This window comes from Streptococcus pseudopneumoniae (assembly GCF_001072925.1).
Lineage (GTDB): Bacteria > Bacillota > Bacilli > Lactobacillales > Streptococcaceae > Streptococcus > Streptococcus pseudopneumoniae_Q.
Map to the genome: position 1 here is coordinate 52,751 of NZ_JVHE01000035.1, position 20,413 is coordinate 73,163.

Consider the following 20,413-nt stretch of genomic DNA (forward strand, 5'->3'; position numbering starts at 1 on the left):
TTAGTTAGAAGCCATTTTATCAGGATCTGTACTCATGATATCAAACAATTGAGTACCTTGAGGAATCTTATTTTTAAAGGGAACGACAACGGAACCAGCTTTTATCAGTCCTGCTCCTTTTTCTGGATTGACTAGGTATTTTTCGAGTTCTTTTGACAAGCCTAATAGTTGAACCAGTTCTTCTCGGTCATTTTTTGCTTGCTTGAGGAGAATCATAAATTCACTATTTGCAATAATCCGTCTACCATTTGGATCTAACAATAAGGTTTCAACATTTTGAGTTATCCCAGTCGGACTAGCTCCATATTTTCTGACACGACTCCACAATTTAAAGAAGAAATCACTGGCATATTTATCTAATAAAAGAAGCTGCATTTCATCAAAATAAATCCAGGTCTTCTTCCCTAATTTTTGGTTGCGAACGACACGATTCCATATCTGATCAAAAACCACCATAAGGGCGATTTGTTTCAGCTCATCTCCCAACTTTTTAACGTTATAAATCAAGAAATTGGAGCCTGTCTGAATATTGGTCTTATGAGAAAAAATATCAAGAGAACCTTCAACATACAGTTCCATATCAAGTGCCAAATTCTGCGCTTCTTCTTCTGGTTGTTGACTCAAGACAAAGACCCATTCTTCCAAAGAAGGCTCTTTAAAAGACTGATAGGTAAGTCTGGTAACTCGGTCGATAATCGATTTTTCTCTTCCATCCATTTTTCTATCCAATAATTTGCCGATAAAGGATAAAAGAAATTCTGATTTTACCTTTACAGGATCCTCATCCATATTTTTTTCAGACAAGTCAAGGACATTGAGATAGGTTTGGGAATCAGGCGCAATATCAATCATTTCTCCCCCAAAAGCCCGTCCAATAACACTGTACTCTGCTTCTGGATCCACGATGATAATTTCTGTATTTTCACCAGATTCCTTGATTTTGGTTGTGATAATCTCATGCTTGGTTGCCATCCCTTTCCCAGCTCCAGATGTTCCTAAAATCAGACCAGACGGTGTATTTAATAGGCTTCGATCAATGGTAATAATATTGCTTGAGATTTGATTGATACCGTAATATTTCCCACTACGGTCTTGTAAGTCTACTGAAGTCCAAGGAGAGTTCACTGCTATATTGGATGTTAATAAACTCCGTGATACGCCCTCTAAAAAATCACAACCAAATGGCAGCAAACTATTAAAGGCTGCTTCTTGCATATATGGAAGTTTATCAATCATTAGATCATTTGAGCCTGCCACTTGTTGGATCGTGTCTAGGGCTTGTTTGAGTTCTTCTTCATCCTGACCAAAGACCCCAATCAAGAAGACCGTTTGAAATAGTTTATCTCCTGTCTCGGTCATGGTTTTTAAGAGTTCCTCAGCTTCATCGATATTGCTTTCTAATACATGACCTACTTTTTCCAAATAGATACCTGTACGAGCAAGTTTTTGTTGCTCCCCAATCTTTTGGGATTCCATTAAGGTCTTCTTTGTTCGTAGTTTCTTCATGGCATCCGCTTTAGTCGAACTTTGAGCATGGAGGCTCACAATCAATTCCAAATCTCCTTGCATGAGGTCTCGGATAAACTGATCACCTAATTCCATGCCGTAGTCTCTCACATAGACAATCTGCAATAAGCGGTCATTGATTTGTAGGTAATTCTTGTTTTTAAAATCCAAGAGATTAGGTGCTATGAAGTGACGAGTTGTCTGGCCAGATCTCGTTAAATCACGGTAAGAAAAAGGAAGATGGTGTTCTCCTCTAAGCATATCTGCCAACAAGTTCACCCGTTCTTCTCCAGCCAAGGATTCAAATCGAGCATCAATTTCCGAGAAACCACTCTTGAAATATTCTCCAATTTGAGACAAGGAACGATAGGCTTGTTTGGGATTAGAATCCTTTCTACCAAAGCTAATCAGTTTCACAACTGAAAAGTTATTTTCACCACTATCTAAATTCTGATTCATCATCCGATTCAATTCTTTACGATAGGTATCATACCCATCTTCTTTTTCCTCATACAAAACACTTTGTCTAAACTTTTCTAAATTCAATCTTTTATTAAAGATAGTCAATTGGAAGTTGGTTTGGTCATCTAGGGAGTTAATCAAATCAGAATACTTCTCAATGATTGCGCCTTTATCTTCTAAACCAACAGTCTGGTAATTGACATCACCAAGTAAATAACTTTGTGAGAAATAATCTTCTTTTACCTGCATCAGACCATTTTGATACAGGGCCTGATAGGAAAGAGTATTAGCCGTTGATGGTAACACTTCCTCTTTTTTTCCTTTAACTACTTCTTTCTGATTAGTCATTGAAGTTTTTTGTTTCTTTAATGTATTTGATTTTCTTTTCATGTTCAGGTCCTTTCTTTCCTGTAATTGTGCGTAGGGGAACCGTTAATTCAAAATGAAGACGGTATTTCAAATAATGTTCAAAATATAAATCATTGGGTTTATAGACTCCAAAAAGCATGAGGGGGATGGTAAAAGCAAACACAAAACCGTAAACAAACCAATCTCCAAATTGCCAGAAAAAGAGATTCAAACCCAAAACAATAATTGTGACAATAAAAGCTGGTAAAACAAAGATGATTTGTCTTGTGGTGAAACCTAACCAAGCCCTGTGTTGGTATTTTGAGATGTCTTTAAAGACACGTGTATTCATGACTTTCCTTTCTAAAAAGGCTAAGAAGCAATCACTTCCTAGCCTTTATTAAATTACATACCTAAGATTGAGCGAGCCGTACGTTGAGAACCAACGAGGGCAATAATCAGTAAGATAGCTTGTATCAAACTACCAAACATAATCGCAAGTGATTGCAAGACTCCTGCACCATTTGAAACAGCTATTTTCCCAGCAGATTCAAACAAAGGAACAAGAGAAACAATCAGAAAAATTAGAACCCCTTGTACCGCATAGACCATAATATTTTTTAAATAGCCAATACCAATAGACTTCCATTCATCGCTTAAAAATGTTGGAATCGTAAGAGGGGCAAATGGGATCATAAGGTAGAGTTGAATAAATCGAATAGATACCAAAAGATTAACCATGGCTGCACTTACTATTCGAACAAGCCAAATGAGGAGAGCGAAAAATCCCACAATCATACGGCCAATAAATCCTGAACCTTTTAATCCAGAGATGGTATCATACTTTGCCCCACCGTGAGCGACAATCGAAGCCACTTGTTCAATGGCGTGACCTGCAATCCCAATGATGGCTTCTACAATAACGGTAGTATTGGTAATTACAACTGCGACCATAATATAACTAATCAACATTGGCGCTAAGGCTTCAAAGGTCATCGCTCCACCAGAGTTAGCAATTTTCTTTGCCATCTTCGAAAATTCTAAGATGAGAACAACTGATAAAATCGCAACTCCAAGTGGTTGCATGACACTTTTAGTAATACTAGACATATAAGTCCAAACAGTTGGATTATAGCTAGATAGAGATTTAATCAGATCTACCGTAGATTGTAAATCTACATTAAATCCTTCAAATAAATTTTCAGCTGATATTTTTTCAGATGCAAGGTAAACAAAGGGTGAGACTAAACTAAGATTCATGTCATTGTTTATCCTCCTAAATTGAAATTTGAGTTACAAAGGCTCCAGCAGCCCCTACCATAACTCCACCGACAATTTCCAGAATAGCATTCCGAACACCTGGTCCACCATCTTTAATGTTGGTTGCAAGATTGACAATTCCCACAACAACGAGAAAGGCACCAACTGCAATCAATCCCTTCTGTAACAAAGACATAGCTTGTGCAAACATGGCACTTGCGTCTACTCCATAAACAAAACCTTTAAAATGCGTAATCATCTATTTCCTCTTTTCTATTTTTATTTTCTTATTTTAAACTAGATTCAAAAGTTAAATCACGAATTCTAAGGCCGTCAAGCTGATTTTCTTGTCTTTGAATCAAAGGATTGATTTGATAGTTCCACCACCGTTCATCGCTTTCTTGATTGGCTAGGTACTTCCAGTTTGGATGCTTAGTGGAATTGTATTTTTTGCTTTTAAAGACAGGCATATTGGCAATTCGAACCAAGCATTCATGTCGTTTCATATTTCCGACTTCATCAGGTGTCATTAAATCACGAGCAATCTTTTGATGAGAAAGGGATCCTGAACCTGTCTGTCCAAAGGAACGACTAGTATTTCGAACATCAATGGTTTGTTTACCGAGTAAGCCACTCATAAATTTAAAGGTATCTTCATCATTACCACCTAGGTAGACTAAGCTATCACAGTTCCCAAGAATGGTTTTCCAAGCTTCTTTTTCTTTATAGAGCCCTTGAAGTTGGGCAATATTTTGTAGAATAGGAACGAGACTCATATTTCGAGAACGGACTGTTGAGGTTTGTTCAGCAAAATCTGGAATTTCTCCGATATTTGCGAACTCATCTAAGTAAACTCTCACATGAAGAGGCAATTGCCCCTTAAAATCAATATCTGCTTGTCTTGTTAGGGTTTGAAATACGGTTGAAAAAAAGAGGGCTGAAAGAAACCGAAAGGTACTATCGTTATCTGGGATAACTAAGTAAACCATTGATTTTTCCTGGCCCCATGTCTTCATATCAAGGGTATCTTTTTTGGTCAAATCCATGACACTTTGAATATTGAAGAGGGCAAATTTAGCAGTGGTTACAGCTATGACAGAATCCAGAGTCTTATCCTTATAATTTTGGAAATCTGCCCAATTTCGCATGGTAAAATTTTCAGTTCCATACTTTTTAGCATAATTTTCAAATAGAATTTCTAAGACACTTTTTTCTTGATTTTCACCCTTGGATAAGTGTTTAATGAGCTTTGAGATTTCAGCAAAACTTGGATAACGCCCTCGTTTTTTTCGCTCTTCCACTTCTTTTTTTTGACGTTTCAACAAGTTTTGGTATTCCTTTTGACTTAAACGACTTTCTTCTATGAGCTGTTCTCTTGTTTTAGGTGGATTATAGAAATCGACCAAGTAGGAGGCTAAAGCTCGTACCAAAGTCATAGAAGCTTCATCCCAAAATGGATCACTACGGGAGCCAGAGCCTTTGGTGTTATTGAAATAAACCGTCAGCATGCGATTCAAATCATTTTCTGTCTCTATATAGCGAAAAGGATTGAAGCCATCTGAGTTCTTCATATTGACTAAATCTAGCACCTTTACTTGGTAGCCATGTTCTAAAAAGAGTTTGCCTGTTTTTTCGGCCAAGTGATCTTTAGGATCCACTACAATATTAGAAGTATTCATCTGAATCAGATTGGGTTTCACAAAGCGAAATGTCTTCCCACTTCCTGAACCTCCGATCACCGCAATATTCTTATTTCTATCATATTGAGGTGGTTTTTTATCTAATAATGTCAAACGAACATCTTGTGCTAAGATCGTATCATGAGAAAATTCTTTACCGTAAAAGAGCTTCTTTTCTTTTAGAGTTCCAAAACGGGCGCTCCCGTATTCTACTCCTTCTCGGTATTGTTTTTTACCAGTCTCTAGATAGAGATAAACTAGTAACATCATCACAAAACCTAGTAGAAAAAAAGCACTTGATTTTCCAGTAAAGGAAACATTCCATGGCGACTGAAGAACTTCATCTTGACCTTCCATCAGAAGATGAGTCCATTTATCTAAGGTATTTCCAGTATAGGAATCATACAAAAGCGTCAAACGATGAAAAAGATAGCCTAGTAAGATACCTAACAGTGAGAATAGTAGGAATTTCTTTCCACTGTACATCATCTCACCATCTCTTTCTGTTTGACGGTCCCTTCTTGTCTAAAGGTAATTTGAGATTTAGCCTCATCAATTGCATCGTCTAATGACTTATCCATGGTAAAATCAGCTAATTTCTCTGGATCATTAACCATTTTTTCTAACAGATGGTCTAAATGATTGTCCAGAATCGAACGGTCTTTCGTGTAGAAATGCAGAGAATCCCCTTGCCAAGCGATGGCTAAAGGAATCTCTTCTTTTTTTAAAAAAGCTTTAAATTTCTCTATATCAATTGGTTTGTCTAAAAAATCTTTCTTCAGATTAATCGTATCAATCGAATAAGGAGATTGTAGCAATTCTTCTAATTTCTGCACACCTACCTTATAGGCGGAATCCTGTGCTAAAGCCTGACGTCTAGACCATTCTAGAATCTTTAAAAGACTTTTTACAGTAAATAAAAGACTACGCTCAGCATATTGAACTGCCATTCGTTCCTGTTGTTCAGAGGACATCTGATGCCTCCTTCTTCACAAATAGCAGCTTTCCTTCTTTATAACGATAAGCTATCAATTTCTGACGTTGCTTAATCGACTTGACAACCTGCAGTAGATCTCTCGAATAAGGTTCTCGAAGAGTAACTTCTACTGCTTTCCCATCAACGATACCAACACGTTTAAATTCAATGTAGTCTTTTTTGAGATGTCCTAAGCCCATACCAAAAGGAAAGTGATGAATCAATTGGATGGTACATCCACCTTTATTTCCCATTTGTTTCAAATCATACAAGTTTACTACCTTCATGATTAACTCCTTTATCTAGTTTGTCGCATCGTTTAAGTCTGGTAACGATAAACTCCGTGTCTGTTAGAAAATTCTCACACACGTCTTGTGCCAGTTGCCCTTCACAGGGAAATACTCTCAGTCCCTACTTACACAGGCACGCTAATCAAGACGGAGTGGATTCAATTTTCAAAGAACAGGTAGCTTTATTATAGATAAGAGTAGTTGAAATTTTTATCACATTTTTTATTTTCCTGTAGAGCTAAATTCATACTAAACAAAGATTTTGAAATAAAAGACTAACATTGTTACATAACGTTAGCATTTCATTTCCCTAAAACAAGCTAATTTGGTCTAAAAAAGCAGCAAGCTATAAACTAGTAGGTTCCACACTAAATGTAGACCCATACTGCCCCATAAGTCAGATTTATAGCGTACAAGCCCTAAAAACATTCCCAATGAAACATATAAACACCAAGCTAGAATAGTTTCTGGATGATGTGCTAAGGCAAATAAAACACTTGTCAAAGCAACTCGAATATCTAATTTTCTAACCAAGTTCCATAAAATTTCTCGATACAGAAATTCTTCAACCATACTCGCATTGATTAAGAACAATAAAAATGAAAACCAAGGGACTTGATGTTGAAGCCCAATTAAGTTTGCTTGATTCGTGCTTCCTTGAGCATGGATTAGGCTAAAACATAGACTTATAATCAGTAGGCTGACAAATCCAATACCAAGCCATTTTATCCTAGTTTTCATATTAATCTTGATTACTTGTTTTCGTTGACCATACATCCATAAAAAAGAAATGAGCGACGCTCCATAGAGAATCTCTAGTATAGTTAACTCACTGATACAAAGCAATTTCAGCAAGTATAAGGATACCAATAGGACATTTACTTGTTGGAATATATAAACTGGAATTATTCTTTTCATCGTTACCTCCGAAATAAATCTTCATAATCTAAATCTAATACCTGCACAATCCTTTCTACCCATGGACTTTGAGGCATTCGTTGTTCCATCTTGTAGTGACGAATCTTTTGATACAAACGATTCAATTCACTTGGATAGTGAAACTCTCCCGCAAACATTTTTCTGGTTAACTCAATCCAGCTGATATTTCTTTCAGCCAAAATAATGGACAAGTTCTCCCAAAATCGTTCTGCCATATCGATTCTCCTTTAGTTAGATAAATAATGTGTTTGTGCCATGTAAATCAATTGTTTCGTATCTCTTGGCAATAAAGCTCTAGCCTCCTCCAGACTCAGATTTGGATAAACTCGCTTATTCGAAACCGCAAGAGGAAGTCTGATGTTTAGTTCAGGATTTTTTAATATCATTTCAATGAAATCCGTTAATCTTAAATTGTCACGGTTCTTAAATCGTAATAAATTGGGAGATAAAAACTCAAAACAATCTGAAGAATAGCTCATCATCTCAATTAATTTATCCCTTGTCATTTCAGAAATCGAATGACAGGATACCTCAATGCCATAGTTTTGGAAGAATTCTAAAAGAAGTTGATTTCTATGGTTATTTTTACTTAGATAGAGATCAATCATGGGAGACCTCCCAAAGATTCGGTTCCATTTGATATTCTGAGACGATTAAGGAATCTAATAAATTTGAGAAGTTAATTGATTTCTTGTCTTCATCATAAGCTTTTACAGTTACTTGGGTTGTAAGTATTCCCTCTTTTCCCTCGACTCGATAGCCTTGCCCATATAAAACAAAAACAAGATTATGATTATCATCTACAAAGGCATCAGCTCCGTTCTTTATATCCTGACTTTCAAGGAATTCCATAATGTTTTGAAGATAGGATTCATAAAATAGTGGGTAATTGTGTTTTTTATGGTAATCATCTAAAAATTTCACTTCAAACTCACATGGATAATTGGGCATCAAAAATATTTGTTCATCCAGCTGTCTGATTTCTGCATCATGTAATTCTGTTTCTAATTCATCACAATCTAGTACTGACTCTTTATTTAATGCTTTCATCTTTTTCCTCTATTTCTTTTAATTTCTTTGCGATTGCGGCAATCACAGGAACGGTTACACTATTACCAGCTTGTTTATAGAGCTGACTATTACTAGAGACTTTTCTAGCAGCTTCAAAAGCCCAATCAGGAAACCCTTGCAAGCGAAAACACTCTTTAGGAGTGATTCGTCGAATTCTCAGACGGTAAAATTGTCCATCTATCAAGACACCGGCTACATGATAAACTTGTTTATCTTTTCCTTCATAGCTAGCCACTACTACTCCCATTTGTCCACTAGTTGTTAACGTATTCGCTATACCTTTTCCCACTCTACCACGACGATACTGAGAACTTGGTCTTTCTAAATTGATTGAATCCCCAATCTCTGCTTGAGCATATCCTTTTTTCGTTGCCTCCCGGACTTTTAAAAATTGGATTGGTTCTGGAATCAGTATTTTGGGAATTTTATCTCCACCTTGCATCGTAGTCAATGTTGGAGATAAGCCCGATCTTCCATAGACACGACCTGTCTCCTTAAAGCTAGTCGGTAAATCTCCAACAACAACAATACCATGACGATCCTGAGTATTTAAAGTAAACATCGGCTCTTGGTTTTCCTTAAAGCGTCTACCATTTTGTCTTTTTTCTAATCTATCTGGTGTCATACAAGGAATCGCAACTTTAAATCCTTCTCCTTTTCCACGAACTAAGGTTGGCGCAAGACCTTCTGAATAATAGACTTTACCACTCATTCCACTTCTTGATGGATTCAAATTTCCTAGTGCTTTCAAAGTCTCAGAGTTAGTTGCTTGACCTTCTCGTCTGAAAGGAAATAAGAGTCTGGTACCTTTCTTTCTAGAATGTCCGATAATAAACACCCTCTCTCTGTTTTGGGGAACGCCAAAATCCTTACTGTTAAGCACCTGCCACTCAACATCAAACCCCAACTCATCAAGTGTGGTAAGGATTGTGGTGAACGTCCGTCCCTTATCGTGATTGAGTAAGCCTTTAACATTTTCAAGAAAAAGAAAACGTGGTTGGATTTGTTTGGCCGCCCGAGCAATCTCAAAGAACAAAGTTCCTCTAGTATCTTCAAATCCCAATCGTCTTCCTGCGATTGAAAATGCTTGACAAGGGAATCCCCCACAGATGACATCGACTTTCCCTCTAAGTTTTTTAAATTCGTCATCTGAAACATCTCGTATGTCATGAAATTCTATTTCTCCTTCCGTTTGAAAAATGGATTTATAAGATTCTCTAGCAAATTTATCAATCTCACAAAATCCAATACACTTGTGTCCGACACTTTCCATTCCAAGTCGAAAGCCACCGATACCTGAAAATAAATCAATAAATCTCATTTCTTGATCACCTCTTTCTTATCGACTATCATTGTCCAAAGTGTCACACCACTTGAAATGAAAATGAGCATAACTAATATCCACTCGATTGGCGACATTTAACCACCTCCTTTTCTAACACGATTATTCCAAACAGAATACAAGCCGTTAAACACAAATTCAGCAAGTACTTCCGCTCGTCTAACAAAGCGAACATTGTCAAGAGCATACTGATAGATTCTCTCAAAATCAGTCATAGCAATTTCACTGGCTGTTTCAGAAAAACCCTCTCGTCTAAATTGATCTTGTACCAATCCCCAAATATAATCTCGATCATATTTTGTGACCTTTTCTACTTTTCTTTTCAAGATAGGTTGAGTATCCCTCTCCTCCTCATCCTCAATAAATAAAGAATCAGTCTCACTATATTTAGTCTCACTAACTTCAGTCTCACTAGGGGCTGAATGTGAGACGGGGGCCGTTTCATTTTCAACCAGCCCTAGTCTTTTTTTAACACTAGGCCTGTTTGAATTACCTACTGGGGTAGAAGATAATTCCCCTAAATAAATCTTATTAGCTAGTCTTCCTTTCTCACTTGAAGACTGTTGAACTTCATCAATTAAGTCATATTCTTTAAGAGTTTTTTTGATGGACAGTAATTTTGACTTCGAACAACCTAACAGCCTCATCAGTTTAGAATTAGAAAATACTAAATAGACCGCGCCTTCTTCATCTATCCAACCACGACTGAGAGATAATTCTAAACGATCTTTTAAAATAGAATAAGCCACCTTTACTTCTAATTTCATATCCATATATTTCTCATCCTCAAAAAGAATTTTAGGTAATTTGTAATACCGTTCTGAAGTTTGGTATTGATTTGCGGTAATTCGTTTCATAGCGCGCCTCCAAGTTCTTTGAGTGTTAAATCTCCACTTGATTCCAATCGAACCAAGCCACTTTTTTCCAATTCAGCCATAAGAGATATGGCCTCAACAATATCTATTCCCATTTCACGTACTAAAAATGAAATGACAATATAGCGTGATGATTGTAATTCTTTTGTCATTTTCCCTCCTGAAAATAAAAAAAGGAGAACAATATTCAACTGTTCTCCAAAATAATTTTATTAAAAAGAAAAACCCTGCCAAATTAATTTTTGGTAGGGTTTTTGGTAGGAAACTAAATTAATTTATCAGTTTCTAAAATGTGTTCACGATTCTAAAAGGCTGATACTATAGTATTCCGAATTCTAATTGGTATATGCCTCTTATTTAAGAGTAACTGAAGCTCCAGCTTCTTCCAATTTAGCTTTAATTTCTTCAGCTTCTGCAGCTGCAACGCCTTCTTTGATGACACCTGGTGCACCATCAACAAGTTCTTTAGCTTCTTTAAGACCAAGACCTGTGATTTCACGTACAACTTTGATAACGCCGACTTTCTTGTCGCCTGCAGCTGTCAATTCAACGTCAAATGAATCTTTAGCAGCTTCTTCAGCACCACCAGCAGCAGCTACAGCTACAGGAGCAGCTGCAGTTACACCAAATTCTTCTTCGATAGCTTTTACAAGGTCGTTCAATTCAAGGATTGAAGCTTCTTTAATTTCAGCAATAATGTTTTCAATGTTCAATGCCATTGTTATTTCCTCCAAATAAGTTTATATTTTATGTTTATATTTTTGTAGCTAGGCTACGCTGCGTAGCTTAAGATTAAGCTGCGTCTTCTTTGTTGTCTGCAACCGCTTTGACTGCAAGAGCAACGTTGCGCACTGGCGCTTGAAGTACAGAAAGGAGCATAGAAAGAAGTCCTTCGCGGTTTGGAAGAGTTGCAAGAGCAACGATTTCTTCTTTTGATGCGACAGCGCCTTCGATTGCACCACCTTTGATTTCAAGTGCGTCAGCGTTTTTAGCAAAGTCGTTCAAAATTTTCGCTGGAGCGATAACATCTTCGTTAGAAAATGCTACAGCAGATGGTCCAACAAATACAGATGCAAGTTCTGCAAGTCCAGCTTTTTCAGCTGCACGACGTAAGATTGAGTTTTTAATAACTTTATACTCAACTTCGCTTCCACGAAGCTCACGACGAAGAACTGTATCTTGTTCAACTGTCAAACCACGAGCGTCTACAACGACGATTGATGCAGCAGCTTTCATTTTTTCAGCTACTACGTCAACTAGTTCCGCTTTTTTAGCAATAATTGCTTCACTCATTAGTGTGTTCACCTCCGTAATTATTTTGCTTGGGGAATTTTTCCAAAAGAAAAACGCGCCCAAACCTAGACACGAAAGTACAATACGCTTCTTTTTACATGATACGTTTTGTCCTCGGTAGGATATTTATGAGTCGAGCTCCCCTACTGTCTTAGGCAGTTTTTTCAAACCGTTTATAAGTATACCACACTACTTTGATTAGTGCAAGAGTTTTTGCTTATTTTTTTAAAATTTTTATTTATTCTTTAACCTCATTTATAGATAATCTCCTCAAAAATCAATTTTGCTTCTTGACTTGTTTGATTTTTTATTGTACTATACAACTGTATATACAGAAAAAAGGAGTTATTATGAATACACAAAAGAAAACACAATTCATGACCTTGACCGCATTGCTGACAGCTATCGCTATTTTGATTCCTTTGGTGATGCCCTTTAAAATTGTCATTCCTCCCGCTTCCTACACTTTAGGAAGTCACGTTGCTATTTTTATCGCTATGTTTCTCTCTCCCTGGATGGCTATCTTTGTTATTATAGCTTCTAGTTTAGGATTTCTCATGGCTGGGTATCCGATTGTTATCGTACTTCGTGCCTTTTCCCATATCTTTTTTGGAAGTCTGGGTGCTTTCTATCTTCAAAAACATCCTCAAACCTTGGATAATAAGAAATCTTCATTGATTTTTAACTTTGTACTTGGTTTGGTTCATGCTATTGCTGAAGTCTTTGCTTGTATGATTTTTTATGCTAGTACTGGAACTGACTTAAAAAATATGTTCTATGTCTTGTTTGTATTAGTTGGATTTGGTACTATTATCCATAGTATGGTAGACTATTACTTAGCCTTGGCTGTTTATAAAGCATTGAGAAAACGCCGTTAAGCGTTTAGAGAGAAGAATATGACAAAAAATCGAAAAGAAGCTCTTTTACAACTGTTAAATGAGTCTCAAAAACCTCTAAATGGTCAAACTTTAGCAGACCGTTTTCATGTAACCCGCCAGATTATCGTTCAGGACATTGCTGTTCTACGTGCTGATGGTGCTCCGATCTTATCAACCAATCGTGGCTATATTTATAAAGAAAATAAAACCAATCCTTATGTTCACAAACTGTTTAAAGTCAAGCACGAAATGGAAGAAATTGGTCAAGAACTTCTAGCTATCGTCGATAATGGGGGACGTGTTCAGAATACCTTGATTGATCATCCTGTCTACGGAGAAATTGAAACCTTGCTCAAACTCTCTTGTCGCCGTGACGTTCAGCATTTTTTAGAGCAAGTCGAACGGTCTGACTTTAGACCACTTTCTGAATTAACAGATGGCGTCCATTATCACCTAGTCGAAGCTGAAAACGAACAAGACCTCCTCTATATCGAGAAGGCCTTGGATAAGTTAGGTTATTTAGTAAAGGATTAGAAGGTTTTCTTTTCCCATCCATCTTCTGTACGGTGACGGTAAAAAAATTCTGATTTATCAGGAGCTTCCATCATCTCCATCAAGGGTAACATATCATAGGCCAGATCCAAGTTGGGAATCTGGTCTTTTTGCACCCAGGACACTTCTCCTTCTTCAGATGATTGGAGAGTACCGGTGAACTCAGTCGCTTTATAACAAAAGACAATATAGCGTTCACCCGAATCTAAAGGCCAATTTTTTATACCGACCAGTTGAGGATTTTTAATCGTCAGACCTGTCTCCTCGTATATCTCACGAATGACAGATTCAGCGAAAGCTTCTCCATTTTCAACATGACCTCCTGGGAAAGCATAGCCAGACCAGCGGTTGGTTTCAGGCGATCGATACTGCATAACCACGCGCTGCTTTTCAAGATCTTCAATTAGGCAAATATTGGTTAGAATGGTTAATTGTGCACGAGACATACATAGACTCACTTTCTAATGTTTAATTTTCTACATACTTAACTTTAGACTTCATAATCAAAGGATTAATCAAGTCATGATATTCATGAATTTCATGGAGCAAGGATCCTCTAATGATTCTAATTTCCTTTTCTTTACTATTCACCTGATAGTCTATATTGATTGGCATAGATGAATCTGGAACCATGGAAAAGAAGAAAAATGTCATGAACCAGATCAAAAGAGCAATGAAGCCGCTGAGAGTCTGAAAAATCAGATGATGCCATTGAAAGATTCTAGATTTATAGAAGATAGTCCACGGATGGATAAATAGGGTTAAACAAAGACCAAAGAACCAGAGATTCCACAAGATTGGTGTAAAGGCAAAACCAAAGAGGCCTAAGATAAAATGAATCAGTACAAATACTAGGCACAAAAGATAAATAAACCTAAATACAGTTAGATGTTTCATCATGATTGACTCCTTTTCTTTTCAATATATTTCATCACTAGAATTACAATAGATGCTAAACTGAAAAAGATCAGATAAGTTGCAATAGGAAACCAAATGTAGCGGTGGTCTAGGGATAAGAGAGAAGGCAAAATTCCTTTACTATTTTTCCCACCAATCCCAATAAAGAGATGAACTACTAAACCGATACTATTAAGATAGATAAATAAATCTGCATATCTTTTTATTGTCATCCTTGTCTTAGACAAGTCTAGGAACCAGTAGTCAAATAATCGATACACTAGACAAAAAAGATTTATATATATTGGAAAACTATAGTTGATATCTCTGTATGGCGACGGAATAGGAAGGAGTTTAAAAACAAGATTGATACCTAGTCCTATTCCTAAGATTAGACCAAATACCAAGAAGAAACCTAATAATTTATGAGAATTCATCCAAAGCTGAAAACTTTCTTTCCTCGAAAGAATCTTTTTTGTATTTGACTTTCTTTTGTTACTTTTATTTGATTGTATTTTTCCCATTTTCTTCTTTTCTCTTTTTCTTTTCAATATACTTGGAAATTATAATTGTCACAATAGGCACTAGAAAGAAAATGAAATAAGTAACGAGGGGAAACCAGATATAGCGATAGTCTAATGCCCATATCGGAAGTAATCTTCTTCCTCTTCTAGAGGTCATCCCAATCGTTAACTGTAATACACAAGCAATTCCGTTAAGATATAAAAACATTTCTGCAAAATTTTGCAAGGAAATCCATTCTTTCCTAAAGGTACGAAGGAAAGAATGATAAGATGCATTCACCAAAAGAACGATATTTAAATAAAGTGGAAAACTATAATCCAGTTCCCGATAGGTACTTGGAATAAGGGTTGTCCCGTACAATAGACATAATATTCCTAGAGCAGAAAAGAACAGAACGCTTTTATCAAGGAGCCAGGCAATTGTTGAATGTTGCACAAACCACAGATTCATGCGATCTAGTAGACCAATCTTTCGCTTTGATTTCTGGTGTTTTTTTAATGTTTTCTGTCTCTTACTTTTTTGTTTCATGATAGTTTTTTAACTTCTTCTGCTACTTTTTGGAGATGCTCTTCACGCATACTTGCTGTATTCACATCCCGTCCAACTTCACCTAGTACGCACACGCGCTTAGTTTTAATTCCACAGTGATTCAAGACAGCATTTTTCAAAACAGAGATGCCATAGCTATCTGGAATGTTGATAGGACCTGAAAAGATCTTGTACCACCAAGTGGGCGCCATAGAGGTTGCGTAAATACTGGCTGTTTTCCCTTTTAATAACTTTTTAAACTGCTTGCCTCTAAGGTAATTCCAGATAAAACTCCCCTGGTCATTGGCAGAGTAAGCAATCCCCGGTGTGAAGACACGATCAATCCAGCCTTTCATGAGGCTAGGCATACTACTCCACCAGATAGGATAAATAAAGATGAAATGATCTGCCCATTGGATTAATTCCTGAGAATGAAGGATAAAAGAATCTTCTTCCATACGTTTTCTATAACCATAACGTAAAACAGGATCAAAATCTTCTTCATTAAGACTGATGACTTCAAGCTCATGGTGACTTAAATCAATATTATCTACAATGGTTTGAAAAATGGCTTGACAGTAACTTTCCTTATCCGGGTTTCCATTGATGACTAGAATTTTCATTCGTCTACTCCTTCGTCTCTTTGTTTCATTCTATCTATTTCACTTTTTATACTTGATTAGTTAATAATGGTTCAAAGATTGATAGATACGTCCTTTAGGAACTTTTATTTGAAGAACACATCATCCTCAATTCCTTAACAGGTTTTCCAAGGTTAAGTATTTTTTCTTGGCCATCAAAAGTAAAACCCATTTTTTGATAGAAAGCAATAGCTCGCTTATTATCTTTCAATACCCATAAATAAATTTCAGAGAAATGACTGAGAGCAACAAATGCAGCATGCATTAACTGTTCACTCACACCTTTTCCATAGTAATCTTTTAAAACATATAAGGCAATGATTTCACCAGCTTGAATGGTCTCATCACGAAAATTTCCATAGCTGATAAATCCAACGACCTGCTTTCCATCCATCGCAATCAAGGTATTTTCTGGATATTTTTGGCTAAAGAATCGACATCTTTCTAATGTCATCGTCTCCTGAAATTCCGCGGGTAAAAGATCGTCATAAGCCTCTCTCCACGTTTGCCAGTGAACGAGGGACTTACCTTCTATCTCTTCAGGAGTTTCCATTATTTTAATGATAATCTTCATTCGCTTTATCCCATCTAATCCAAAGCCTTGACTTCCAACATCATGTCACGGATTTGAGCAGCTAACTCGAAATCAAGCACTTCGACGGCTTCTTGCATTTGTTTTTCCAGTTTCTTGACTAGTTCTTTGCGTTCTTGTTTATTGAGGCTATTGATATCAACTTCCTTGTCCTCTTCTTTAGCCACAGTTTTTGTGACAGAGATAAGGTCACGGATTTCCTTCTTAATAGTTTGTGGGACGATGCCGTGTTCTTCATTATAGGCCATCTGAATCTTACGACGACGAGCTGTTTCATCGATGGCTTTTTGCATAGACTGAGTCATAGTATCAGCATACATGATGACATGCCCTTCACTATTACGGGCTGCACGACCGATGGTTTGGATAAGACCACGTTCGTTACGGAGAAAGCCTTCCTTATCAGCATCAAGAATGGCAACCAAACTTACTTCAGGTACGTCAATCCCTTCACGAAGGAGGTTAATCCCGACTAAGACATCAAAAACTCCTAATCGTAAATCTCGGATAATCTCTGTCCGCTCTAAAGTCTTGATATCCGAGTGCATGTACTTGACCTTGATCCCCATTTCCTTGAAGTAATCCGTCAAGTCTTCTGCCATTTTCTTGGTCAAAGTAGTAATAAAGGTACGTTCATTCTTTTCAACACGGGCATTGATTTCACCCAAAAGATCATCAATCTGTCCCATTGTTGGGCGAACTTCCACTTCTGGATCCAAAAGACCAGTTGGACGGATGATTTGCTCAATCACAGTGTCTGTTTGTTCCATCTCGTAATCACCTGGCGTCGCTGAAACGTAGACAATCTGATGAACATGACTTTCAAACTCTTCACGACGAAGGGGACGGTTGTCCAAGGCAGACGGCAAACGGAACCCGTAGTTAACCAACATTTCCTTACGCGAACGGTCACCATTGTACATTCCCTTGATTTGCCCCATGGTCATGTGGCTTTCATCTATCATAATCAAAAAATCATCCGGGAAGAAATCAAGAAGGGTGTACGGTGGCTCTCCTTCGCTTCGTCCATCCATGTGACGTGAGTAGTTTTCGACACCATTGGTATAACCCATCTCACGTAGCATCTCGATATCGTACTCTGTCCGTTGTTTCAAGCGTTGCGCTTCGAGGAGTTTGCCTTCTTTTTCAAAGATAGCTAACTGCTCCTCCAACTCCGCCTGAATCTTAGCAATAGCTACTTCCATGTGGTCATCATTGGTCACAAAGTGAGTCGCTGGGAAAATAGCCAAATGATCCACTTCGCCCAGAACTTGCCCCGTAAGAGCTTCGACTTCACGAATACGATCAATCTCATCACCAAAGAACTCTACTCGAAAGGCATGCTCGTCACGAGATGCTGGGAAAATCTCCACCACATCCCCACGCACACGAAATCTTCCCCGCTGGAAATCAATGTCGTTACGCTCAAATTGAATGTCGACCAATTCATTAAGCAGTTTATCACGAGAAATTTCAAGTCCTGGGCGCAGACTGACCACACTATCAGCATATTCCTTAGGAGAACCCAAACCATAAATACAAGATACAGATGCTACAACGATGACATCGTTACGCTCCAAGAGCGCTGATGTAGCGGAGTGACGAAGTTTATCAATCTCATCGTTGACTGAACTATCTTTTTCGATGTAGGTATCGCTCGATGGCACGTAGGCTTCTGGCTGATAGTAATCGTAATAGGACACGAAGTACTCGACGGCATTCTCGGGGAAAAATTCCTTAAACTCCCCGTAGAGCTGGCCTGCTAGGGTCTTATTGTGGGCGATGACTAGGGTTGGTTTATTAACTTTGGAAATCACCTGACTCATGGTATAGGTTTTCCCTGTACCAGTCGCCCCCATCAGGATTTGAGCCTTTTCTCCACCCTCGATATTATCTACCAACTGCTCAATAGCCTGCGGTTGGTCGCCAGATGGTTGGTATTTGGATACAAGTTTAAATTTGTTGTCTGTAATTCTATTGATCATCTCTTTGTCCTCACATATATAGACCTTATTTTACCATAAATCACCAGAATTCTCTGAGTTGGGGAATAAAAGGGAAATACAAGATTTAACAAAATAATCCCGTAAATCAGTACATGTTTAAATGACAATATAATTAAATAGACTCATATTAGAAGTGAAGACTAAACAAGACTCTCGATATTACTTCGAAAGTCTTGTCTTTTATTTGAAACAATGCAATACGTTATAAACATCAACGTCATTGATTTACAAAATTAGCATGGTTTGCTCATTAGTATCATTTTTATTTACTACTGAACTTCTTGATTTCTTATCAAAAGGTAAAGAGTGGCTCCAAGTGAAAACACCAATTCTATAGGGTAAACACAGAGTTCCAAGTAGGATGCTCTCCCTAGTATTGTATCCGTAATAATATTATAAAATAGATAACTAGTCATTGGTTCCGCTACTCTTTCTATGAACGGTTGTAACAAAATAGGAAATAGCAACAAAATTGCTAAACTACTCATTGGACTTTTAAAAAAATAACTTAAAAAATAAGAAACTAAAAAGTATTGGATGGAGCCAATCAAATAGAAACTGAAAACTGCTAAACTGACACCATTTTCGCTACTAAAAAAATGGAACCATATATGCAGTACAATGAAATATAAAGTTGATTGTAGTACTACATCACATAACTCTACGAACAGGATCCTCATTGAACTTAAGATCCTTTTTCCACTAACCAAATAAACTAGTTTTGATTCGTGTGATTGTAAGTCTACAAATGCATTAACACACCCTATAGCAACAGAGAGCATTGATGCAAAAACAAGAGCTTGCTTTAAAGATAAATTTAAAATTGTACCATTGATTGCAACTGGTAACACACTTAGTAGGCACACAAAACCTATCAGAAGCGACTGTATAGCTATCTGATACTTTACGGGTTTTAAACTATATTTTTTGACGATAAGACTTCTAAATAGACTTGCCATTCTTCCTCCCCATTCGAATCTTTTCCACAACAATTATTAATACCAAGAACAAGATGCCTTCAACTACTAAAAGAGTAAATCCATAGAATTGACTCGTTTGAGTCCCTTCAACTCGGCCAAAAGCAAATGCCTTTGCTCCAATCAAAGGTAATAGATTCTCTATGTTAGAAGAAAGTCCTCTTAGAACACCTGATAAAGTAATTACTAATAATAAAACATCTGCAATTAATGAAGTCATTGATTTTTTCGTTACTATTACGAAAAGTAAAGCCAGTAAATTAAGAACGATTGCAAATATCATAACTCTTACCGTGACATCTAAGAACAATGTTAATTCTAAATAGTTCTTTAAAGTTGAATCTAGAAAAATGAGTAAGATAACAGCATTTACTATCGAAAATATTACAGTAGCAAGTAACGATAAGACAATCGAACTTGCAATAAAACCAGTAAGACGAACTTTCCAGCTAGGAATCAATAATTGGCTAAAATAATCATCTCCAAATTGATAATGGGTTGAATAAACAAGTGAAACCAAGATTGGCAAGAAAATAACACTTGCTTGGTAGGGTGAAGATAAGAGAGCATCCCTGACTGTATAGACTGGATTCGATGATAACATAGACGGATCAAGGTTAACTGCTTGGCCATTTCCTTCTACTAAGGCATTTATCACCTGGATATTTTGAATTGTAAAAAATATGCTGACTCCCAAAATAAGAAAAAAAGTAAATTTAAAAGTAGGTAAACTACTATATTTATAAAGGTCACTAAAAAAGGAACGCTTTAACATA

General features: G+C 37.0%; 26 protein-coding genes and 1 other annotated feature. Of the genes, 2 read left to right on the top strand and 24 right to left on the bottom strand.

The window, feature by feature from the left end:
- The 16 genes from ADH81_RS01355 to rplJ form a co-directional block, all read right to left on the bottom strand.
- Entirely contained in the window at nt 1-2,358 is a 2,358-nt protein-coding gene (locus ADH81_RS01355) for a VirB4-like conjugal transfer ATPase, CD1110 family (protein ID WP_193389821.1), read from the bottom strand.
- Nucleotides 2,309-2,668 carry a PrgI family protein gene (locus ADH81_RS01360; protein ID WP_001097589.1) on the bottom strand — a complete coding sequence of 120 codons (360 nt, stop codon included), beginning with the start codon at nt 2,666-2,668 and terminating at the stop codon, nt 2,309-2,311. Before ADH81_RS01360 ends, ADH81_RS01355 begins: the two co-directional genes overlap by 50 nt.
- A gap of 53 nt (nt 2,669-2,721) precedes the next feature.
- Nucleotides 2,722-3,576 carry a conjugal transfer protein TrbL gene (locus ADH81_RS01365; protein ID WP_049525953.1) on the bottom strand — a complete coding sequence of 285 codons (855 nt, stop codon included), beginning with the start codon at nt 3,574-3,576 and terminating at the stop codon, nt 2,722-2,724.
- A gap of 16 nt (nt 3,577-3,592) precedes the next feature.
- Nucleotides 3,593-3,835, bottom strand: a complete 243-nt coding sequence (locus ADH81_RS01370; protein WP_000627865.1) for a hypothetical protein — start codon at nt 3,833-3,835, stop codon at nt 3,593-3,595.
- A 28-nt stretch (nt 3,836-3,863) separates the two neighbouring features.
- The gene (locus ADH81_RS01375; protein WP_049525993.1) at nt 3,864-5,741 is read right to left on the bottom strand and encodes a VirD4-like conjugal transfer protein, CD1115 family; all 1,878 of its coding nucleotides are present in this window, start codon (nt 5,739-5,741) and stop codon (nt 3,864-3,866) included.
- Entirely contained in the window at nt 5,741-6,229 is a 489-nt protein-coding gene (locus ADH81_RS01380) for a hypothetical protein (protein ID WP_049525955.1), read from the bottom strand. Before ADH81_RS01380 ends, ADH81_RS01375 begins: the two co-directional genes overlap by 1 nt.
- Entirely contained in the window at nt 6,219-6,518 is a 300-nt protein-coding gene (locus ADH81_RS01385; protein ID WP_000869763.1) for a hypothetical protein, read from the bottom strand. Before ADH81_RS01385 ends, ADH81_RS01380 begins: the two co-directional genes overlap by 11 nt.
- Before the next feature lie 333 nt (nt 6,519-6,851).
- On the bottom strand, nt 6,852-7,439 hold the full coding sequence (locus ADH81_RS01390; RefSeq protein ID WP_049525957.1) for a CPBP family intramembrane glutamic endopeptidase: 588 nt from the start codon (nt 7,437-7,439) through the stop codon (nt 6,852-6,854).
- Between the two features lie 2 nt (nt 7,440-7,441).
- Nucleotides 7,442-7,675: a hypothetical protein gene (locus ADH81_RS01395; protein WP_000840776.1), complete on the bottom strand. Its 234-nt coding sequence runs from the start codon at nt 7,673-7,675 to the stop codon at nt 7,442-7,444.
- A gap of 12 nt (nt 7,676-7,687) precedes the next feature.
- On the bottom strand, nt 7,688-8,068 hold the full coding sequence (locus tag ADH81_RS01400) for an arsenate reductase (protein ID WP_049525958.1): 381 nt from the start codon (nt 8,066-8,068) through the stop codon (nt 7,688-7,690).
- Nucleotides 8,061-8,510: a hypothetical protein gene (locus ADH81_RS01405; RefSeq protein WP_049525961.1), complete on the bottom strand. Its 450-nt coding sequence runs from the start codon at nt 8,508-8,510 to the stop codon at nt 8,061-8,063. The genes ADH81_RS01400 and ADH81_RS01405 overlap by 8 nt, the downstream gene beginning before the upstream one ends.
- Entirely contained in the window at nt 8,494-9,852 is a 1,359-nt protein-coding gene (gene dcm / locus ADH81_RS01410; RefSeq protein ID WP_049525962.1) for a DNA (cytosine-5-)-methyltransferase, read from the bottom strand. Before dcm ends, ADH81_RS01405 begins: the two co-directional genes overlap by 17 nt.
- A 98-nt stretch (nt 9,853-9,950) precedes the next feature.
- The gene (locus tag ADH81_RS01415) at nt 9,951-10,730 is read right to left on the bottom strand and encodes a replication initiator protein A (RefSeq protein ID WP_049525963.1); all 780 of its coding nucleotides are present in this window, start codon (nt 10,728-10,730) and stop codon (nt 9,951-9,953) included.
- Nucleotides 10,727-10,900, bottom strand: a complete 174-nt coding sequence (locus ADH81_RS11265) for a hypothetical protein (protein WP_016397890.1) — start codon at nt 10,898-10,900, stop codon at nt 10,727-10,729. Before ADH81_RS11265 ends, ADH81_RS01415 begins: the two co-directional genes overlap by 4 nt.
- A 201-nt stretch (nt 10,901-11,101) precedes the next feature.
- Entirely contained in the window at nt 11,102-11,467 is a 366-nt protein-coding gene (gene rplL / locus ADH81_RS01420; protein ID WP_001196968.1) for a 50S ribosomal protein L7/L12, read from the bottom strand.
- 73 nt (nt 11,468-11,540) lie between these two features.
- A complete protein-coding gene (gene rplJ, locus ADH81_RS01425) occupies nt 11,541-12,041 on the bottom strand; it encodes a 50S ribosomal protein L10 (protein WP_001287269.1) in 501 nt (166 codons plus the stop codon).
- Between the two features lie 38 nt (nt 12,042-12,079).
- Nucleotides 12,080-12,215 (bottom strand) — a sequence feature (ribosomal protein L10 leader region).
- 176 nt (nt 12,216-12,391) lie between these two features.
- On the opposite strand from rplJ, the gene ADH81_RS01430 reads away from it, so the two are divergent.
- On the top strand, nt 12,392-12,919 hold the full coding sequence (locus ADH81_RS01430; RefSeq protein ID WP_049525965.1) for an ECF transporter S component: 528 nt from the start codon (nt 12,392-12,394) through the stop codon (nt 12,917-12,919).
- 18 nt (nt 12,920-12,937) lie between these two features.
- Entirely contained in the window at nt 12,938-13,453 is a 516-nt protein-coding gene (locus ADH81_RS01435; protein ID WP_049525966.1) for a transcription repressor NadR, read from the top strand.
- Here ADH81_RS01435 and ADH81_RS01440 read toward each other — a convergent pair.
- The 8 genes from ADH81_RS01440 to ADH81_RS01480 form a co-directional block, all read right to left on the bottom strand.
- Nucleotides 13,450-13,917: an 8-oxo-dGTP diphosphatase gene (locus ADH81_RS01440; RefSeq protein ID WP_000085595.1), complete on the bottom strand. Its 468-nt coding sequence runs from the start codon at nt 13,915-13,917 to the stop codon at nt 13,450-13,452. The two genes, ADH81_RS01435 and ADH81_RS01440, sit on opposite strands and share 4 nt — an antisense overlap.
- A 22-nt stretch (nt 13,918-13,939) precedes the next feature.
- Nucleotides 13,940-14,371, bottom strand: coding sequence for a hypothetical protein (locus ADH81_RS01445; RefSeq protein WP_049525968.1), 432 nt, complete (start codon nt 14,369-14,371; stop codon nt 13,940-13,942).
- 498 nt (nt 14,372-14,869) lie between these two features.
- Complete coding sequence (locus ADH81_RS01455) at nt 14,870-15,421, bottom strand: hypothetical protein (RefSeq protein ID WP_049525970.1); 552 nt, start codon at nt 15,419-15,421, stop codon at nt 14,870-14,872.
- A complete protein-coding gene (locus ADH81_RS01460; protein ID WP_049525972.1) occupies nt 15,418-16,044 on the bottom strand; it encodes an NAD(P)H-dependent oxidoreductase in 627 nt (208 codons plus the stop codon). Before ADH81_RS01460 ends, ADH81_RS01455 begins: the two co-directional genes overlap by 4 nt.
- Nucleotides 16,045-16,138: 94 nt before the next feature.
- Complete coding sequence (locus ADH81_RS01465; protein WP_049525974.1) at nt 16,139-16,636, bottom strand: GNAT family N-acetyltransferase; 498 nt, start codon at nt 16,634-16,636, stop codon at nt 16,139-16,141.
- Nucleotides 16,637-16,650: 14 nt separating this feature from the next.
- Nucleotides 16,651-18,639, bottom strand: coding sequence for an excinuclease ABC subunit UvrB (uvrB, locus tag ADH81_RS01470; protein ID WP_049525975.1), 1,989 nt, complete (start codon nt 18,637-18,639; stop codon nt 16,651-16,653).
- 290 nt (nt 18,640-18,929) lie between these two features.
- Nucleotides 18,930-19,619, bottom strand: coding sequence for a hypothetical protein (locus tag ADH81_RS01475; RefSeq protein ID WP_049525977.1), 690 nt, complete (start codon nt 19,617-19,619; stop codon nt 18,930-18,932).
- Complete coding sequence (locus ADH81_RS01480) at nt 19,603-20,412, bottom strand: hypothetical protein (protein ID WP_049525979.1); 810 nt, start codon at nt 20,410-20,412, stop codon at nt 19,603-19,605. The genes ADH81_RS01475 and ADH81_RS01480 overlap by 17 nt, the downstream gene beginning before the upstream one ends.
- Between the last annotated feature and the right edge of the window lies 1 nt (nt 20,413).

Bases quoted from the DNA above. Each gene is read 5' to 3' on its own strand.
- ADH81_RS01400 (WP_049525958.1), bottom strand. From the start codon at position 8,068: ATGATTGATCTCTATCTAAGTAAAAATAACCATAGAAATCAACTTCTT.
- ADH81_RS01415 (WP_049525963.1), bottom strand. From the start codon at position 10,730: ATGAAACGAATTACCGCAAATCAATACCAAACTTCAGAACGGTATTAC.
- ADH81_RS01440 (WP_000085595.1), bottom strand. From the start codon at position 13,917: ATGTCTCGTGCACAATTAACCATTCTAACCAATATTTGCCTAATTGAA.
- ADH81_RS01370 (WP_000627865.1), bottom strand. From the start codon at position 3,835: ATGATTACGCATTTTAAAGGTTTTGTTTATGGAGTAGACGCAAGTGCC.
- ADH81_RS01390 (WP_049525957.1), bottom strand. From the start codon at position 7,439: ATGAAAAGAATAATTCCAGTTTATATATTCCAACAAGTAAATGTCCTA.
- ADH81_RS01375 (WP_049525993.1), bottom strand. From the start codon at position 5,741: ATGTACAGTGGAAAGAAATTCCTACTATTCTCACTGTTAGGTATCTTA.
- rplJ (WP_001287269.1), bottom strand. From the start codon at position 12,041: ATGAGTGAAGCAATTATTGCTAAAAAAGCGGAACTAGTTGACGTAGTA.
- ADH81_RS01380 (WP_049525955.1), bottom strand. From the start codon at position 6,229: ATGTCCTCTGAACAACAGGAACGAATGGCAGTTCAATATGCTGAGCGT.
- rplL (WP_001196968.1), bottom strand. From the start codon at position 11,467: ATGGCATTGAACATTGAAAACATTATTGCTGAAATTAAAGAAGCTTCA.
- ADH81_RS11265 (WP_016397890.1), bottom strand. From the start codon at position 10,900: ATGACAAAAGAATTACAATCATCACGCTATATTGTCATTTCATTTTTA.
- dcm (WP_049525962.1), bottom strand. From the start codon at position 9,852: ATGAGATTTATTGATTTATTTTCAGGTATCGGTGGCTTTCGACTTGGA.
- ADH81_RS01385 (WP_000869763.1), bottom strand. From the start codon at position 6,518: ATGAAGGTAGTAAACTTGTATGATTTGAAACAAATGGGAAATAAAGGT.
- uvrB (WP_049525975.1), bottom strand. From the start codon at position 18,639: ATGATCAATAGAATTACAGACAACAAATTTAAACTTGTATCCAAATAC.
- ADH81_RS01355 (WP_193389821.1), bottom strand. From the start codon at position 2,358: ATGAAAAGAAAATCAAATACATTAAAGAAACAAAAAACTTCAATGACT.
- ADH81_RS01460 (WP_049525972.1), bottom strand. From the start codon at position 16,044: ATGAAAATTCTAGTCATCAATGGAAACCCGGATAAGGAAAGTTACTGT.
- ADH81_RS01395 (WP_000840776.1), bottom strand. From the start codon at position 7,675: ATGGCAGAACGATTTTGGGAGAACTTGTCCATTATTTTGGCTGAAAGA.
- ADH81_RS01365 (WP_049525953.1), bottom strand. From the start codon at position 3,576: ATGAATCTTAGTTTAGTCTCACCCTTTGTTTACCTTGCATCTGAAAAA.
- ADH81_RS01430 (WP_049525965.1), top strand. From the start codon at position 12,392: ATGAATACACAAAAGAAAACACAATTCATGACCTTGACCGCATTGCTG.
- ADH81_RS01435 (WP_049525966.1), top strand. From the start codon at position 12,938: ATGACAAAAAATCGAAAAGAAGCTCTTTTACAACTGTTAAATGAGTCT.
- ADH81_RS01480 (WP_049525979.1), bottom strand. From the start codon at position 20,412: ATGTTAAAGCGTTCCTTTTTTAGTGACCTTTATAAATATAGTAGTTTA.
- ADH81_RS01465 (WP_049525974.1), bottom strand. From the start codon at position 16,636: ATGAAGATTATCATTAAAATAATGGAAACTCCTGAAGAGATAGAAGGT.
- ADH81_RS01475 (WP_049525977.1), bottom strand. From the start codon at position 19,619: ATGGCAAGTCTATTTAGAAGTCTTATCGTCAAAAAATATAGTTTAAAA.
- ADH81_RS01455 (WP_049525970.1), bottom strand. From the start codon at position 15,421: ATGAAACAAAAAAGTAAGAGACAGAAAACATTAAAAAAACACCAGAAA.
- ADH81_RS01360 (WP_001097589.1), bottom strand. From the start codon at position 2,668: ATGAATACACGTGTCTTTAAAGACATCTCAAAATACCAACACAGGGCT.
- ADH81_RS01445 (WP_049525968.1), bottom strand. From the start codon at position 14,371: ATGATGAAACATCTAACTGTATTTAGGTTTATTTATCTTTTGTGCCTA.
- ADH81_RS01405 (WP_049525961.1), bottom strand. From the start codon at position 8,510: ATGAAAGCATTAAATAAAGAGTCAGTACTAGATTGTGATGAATTAGAA.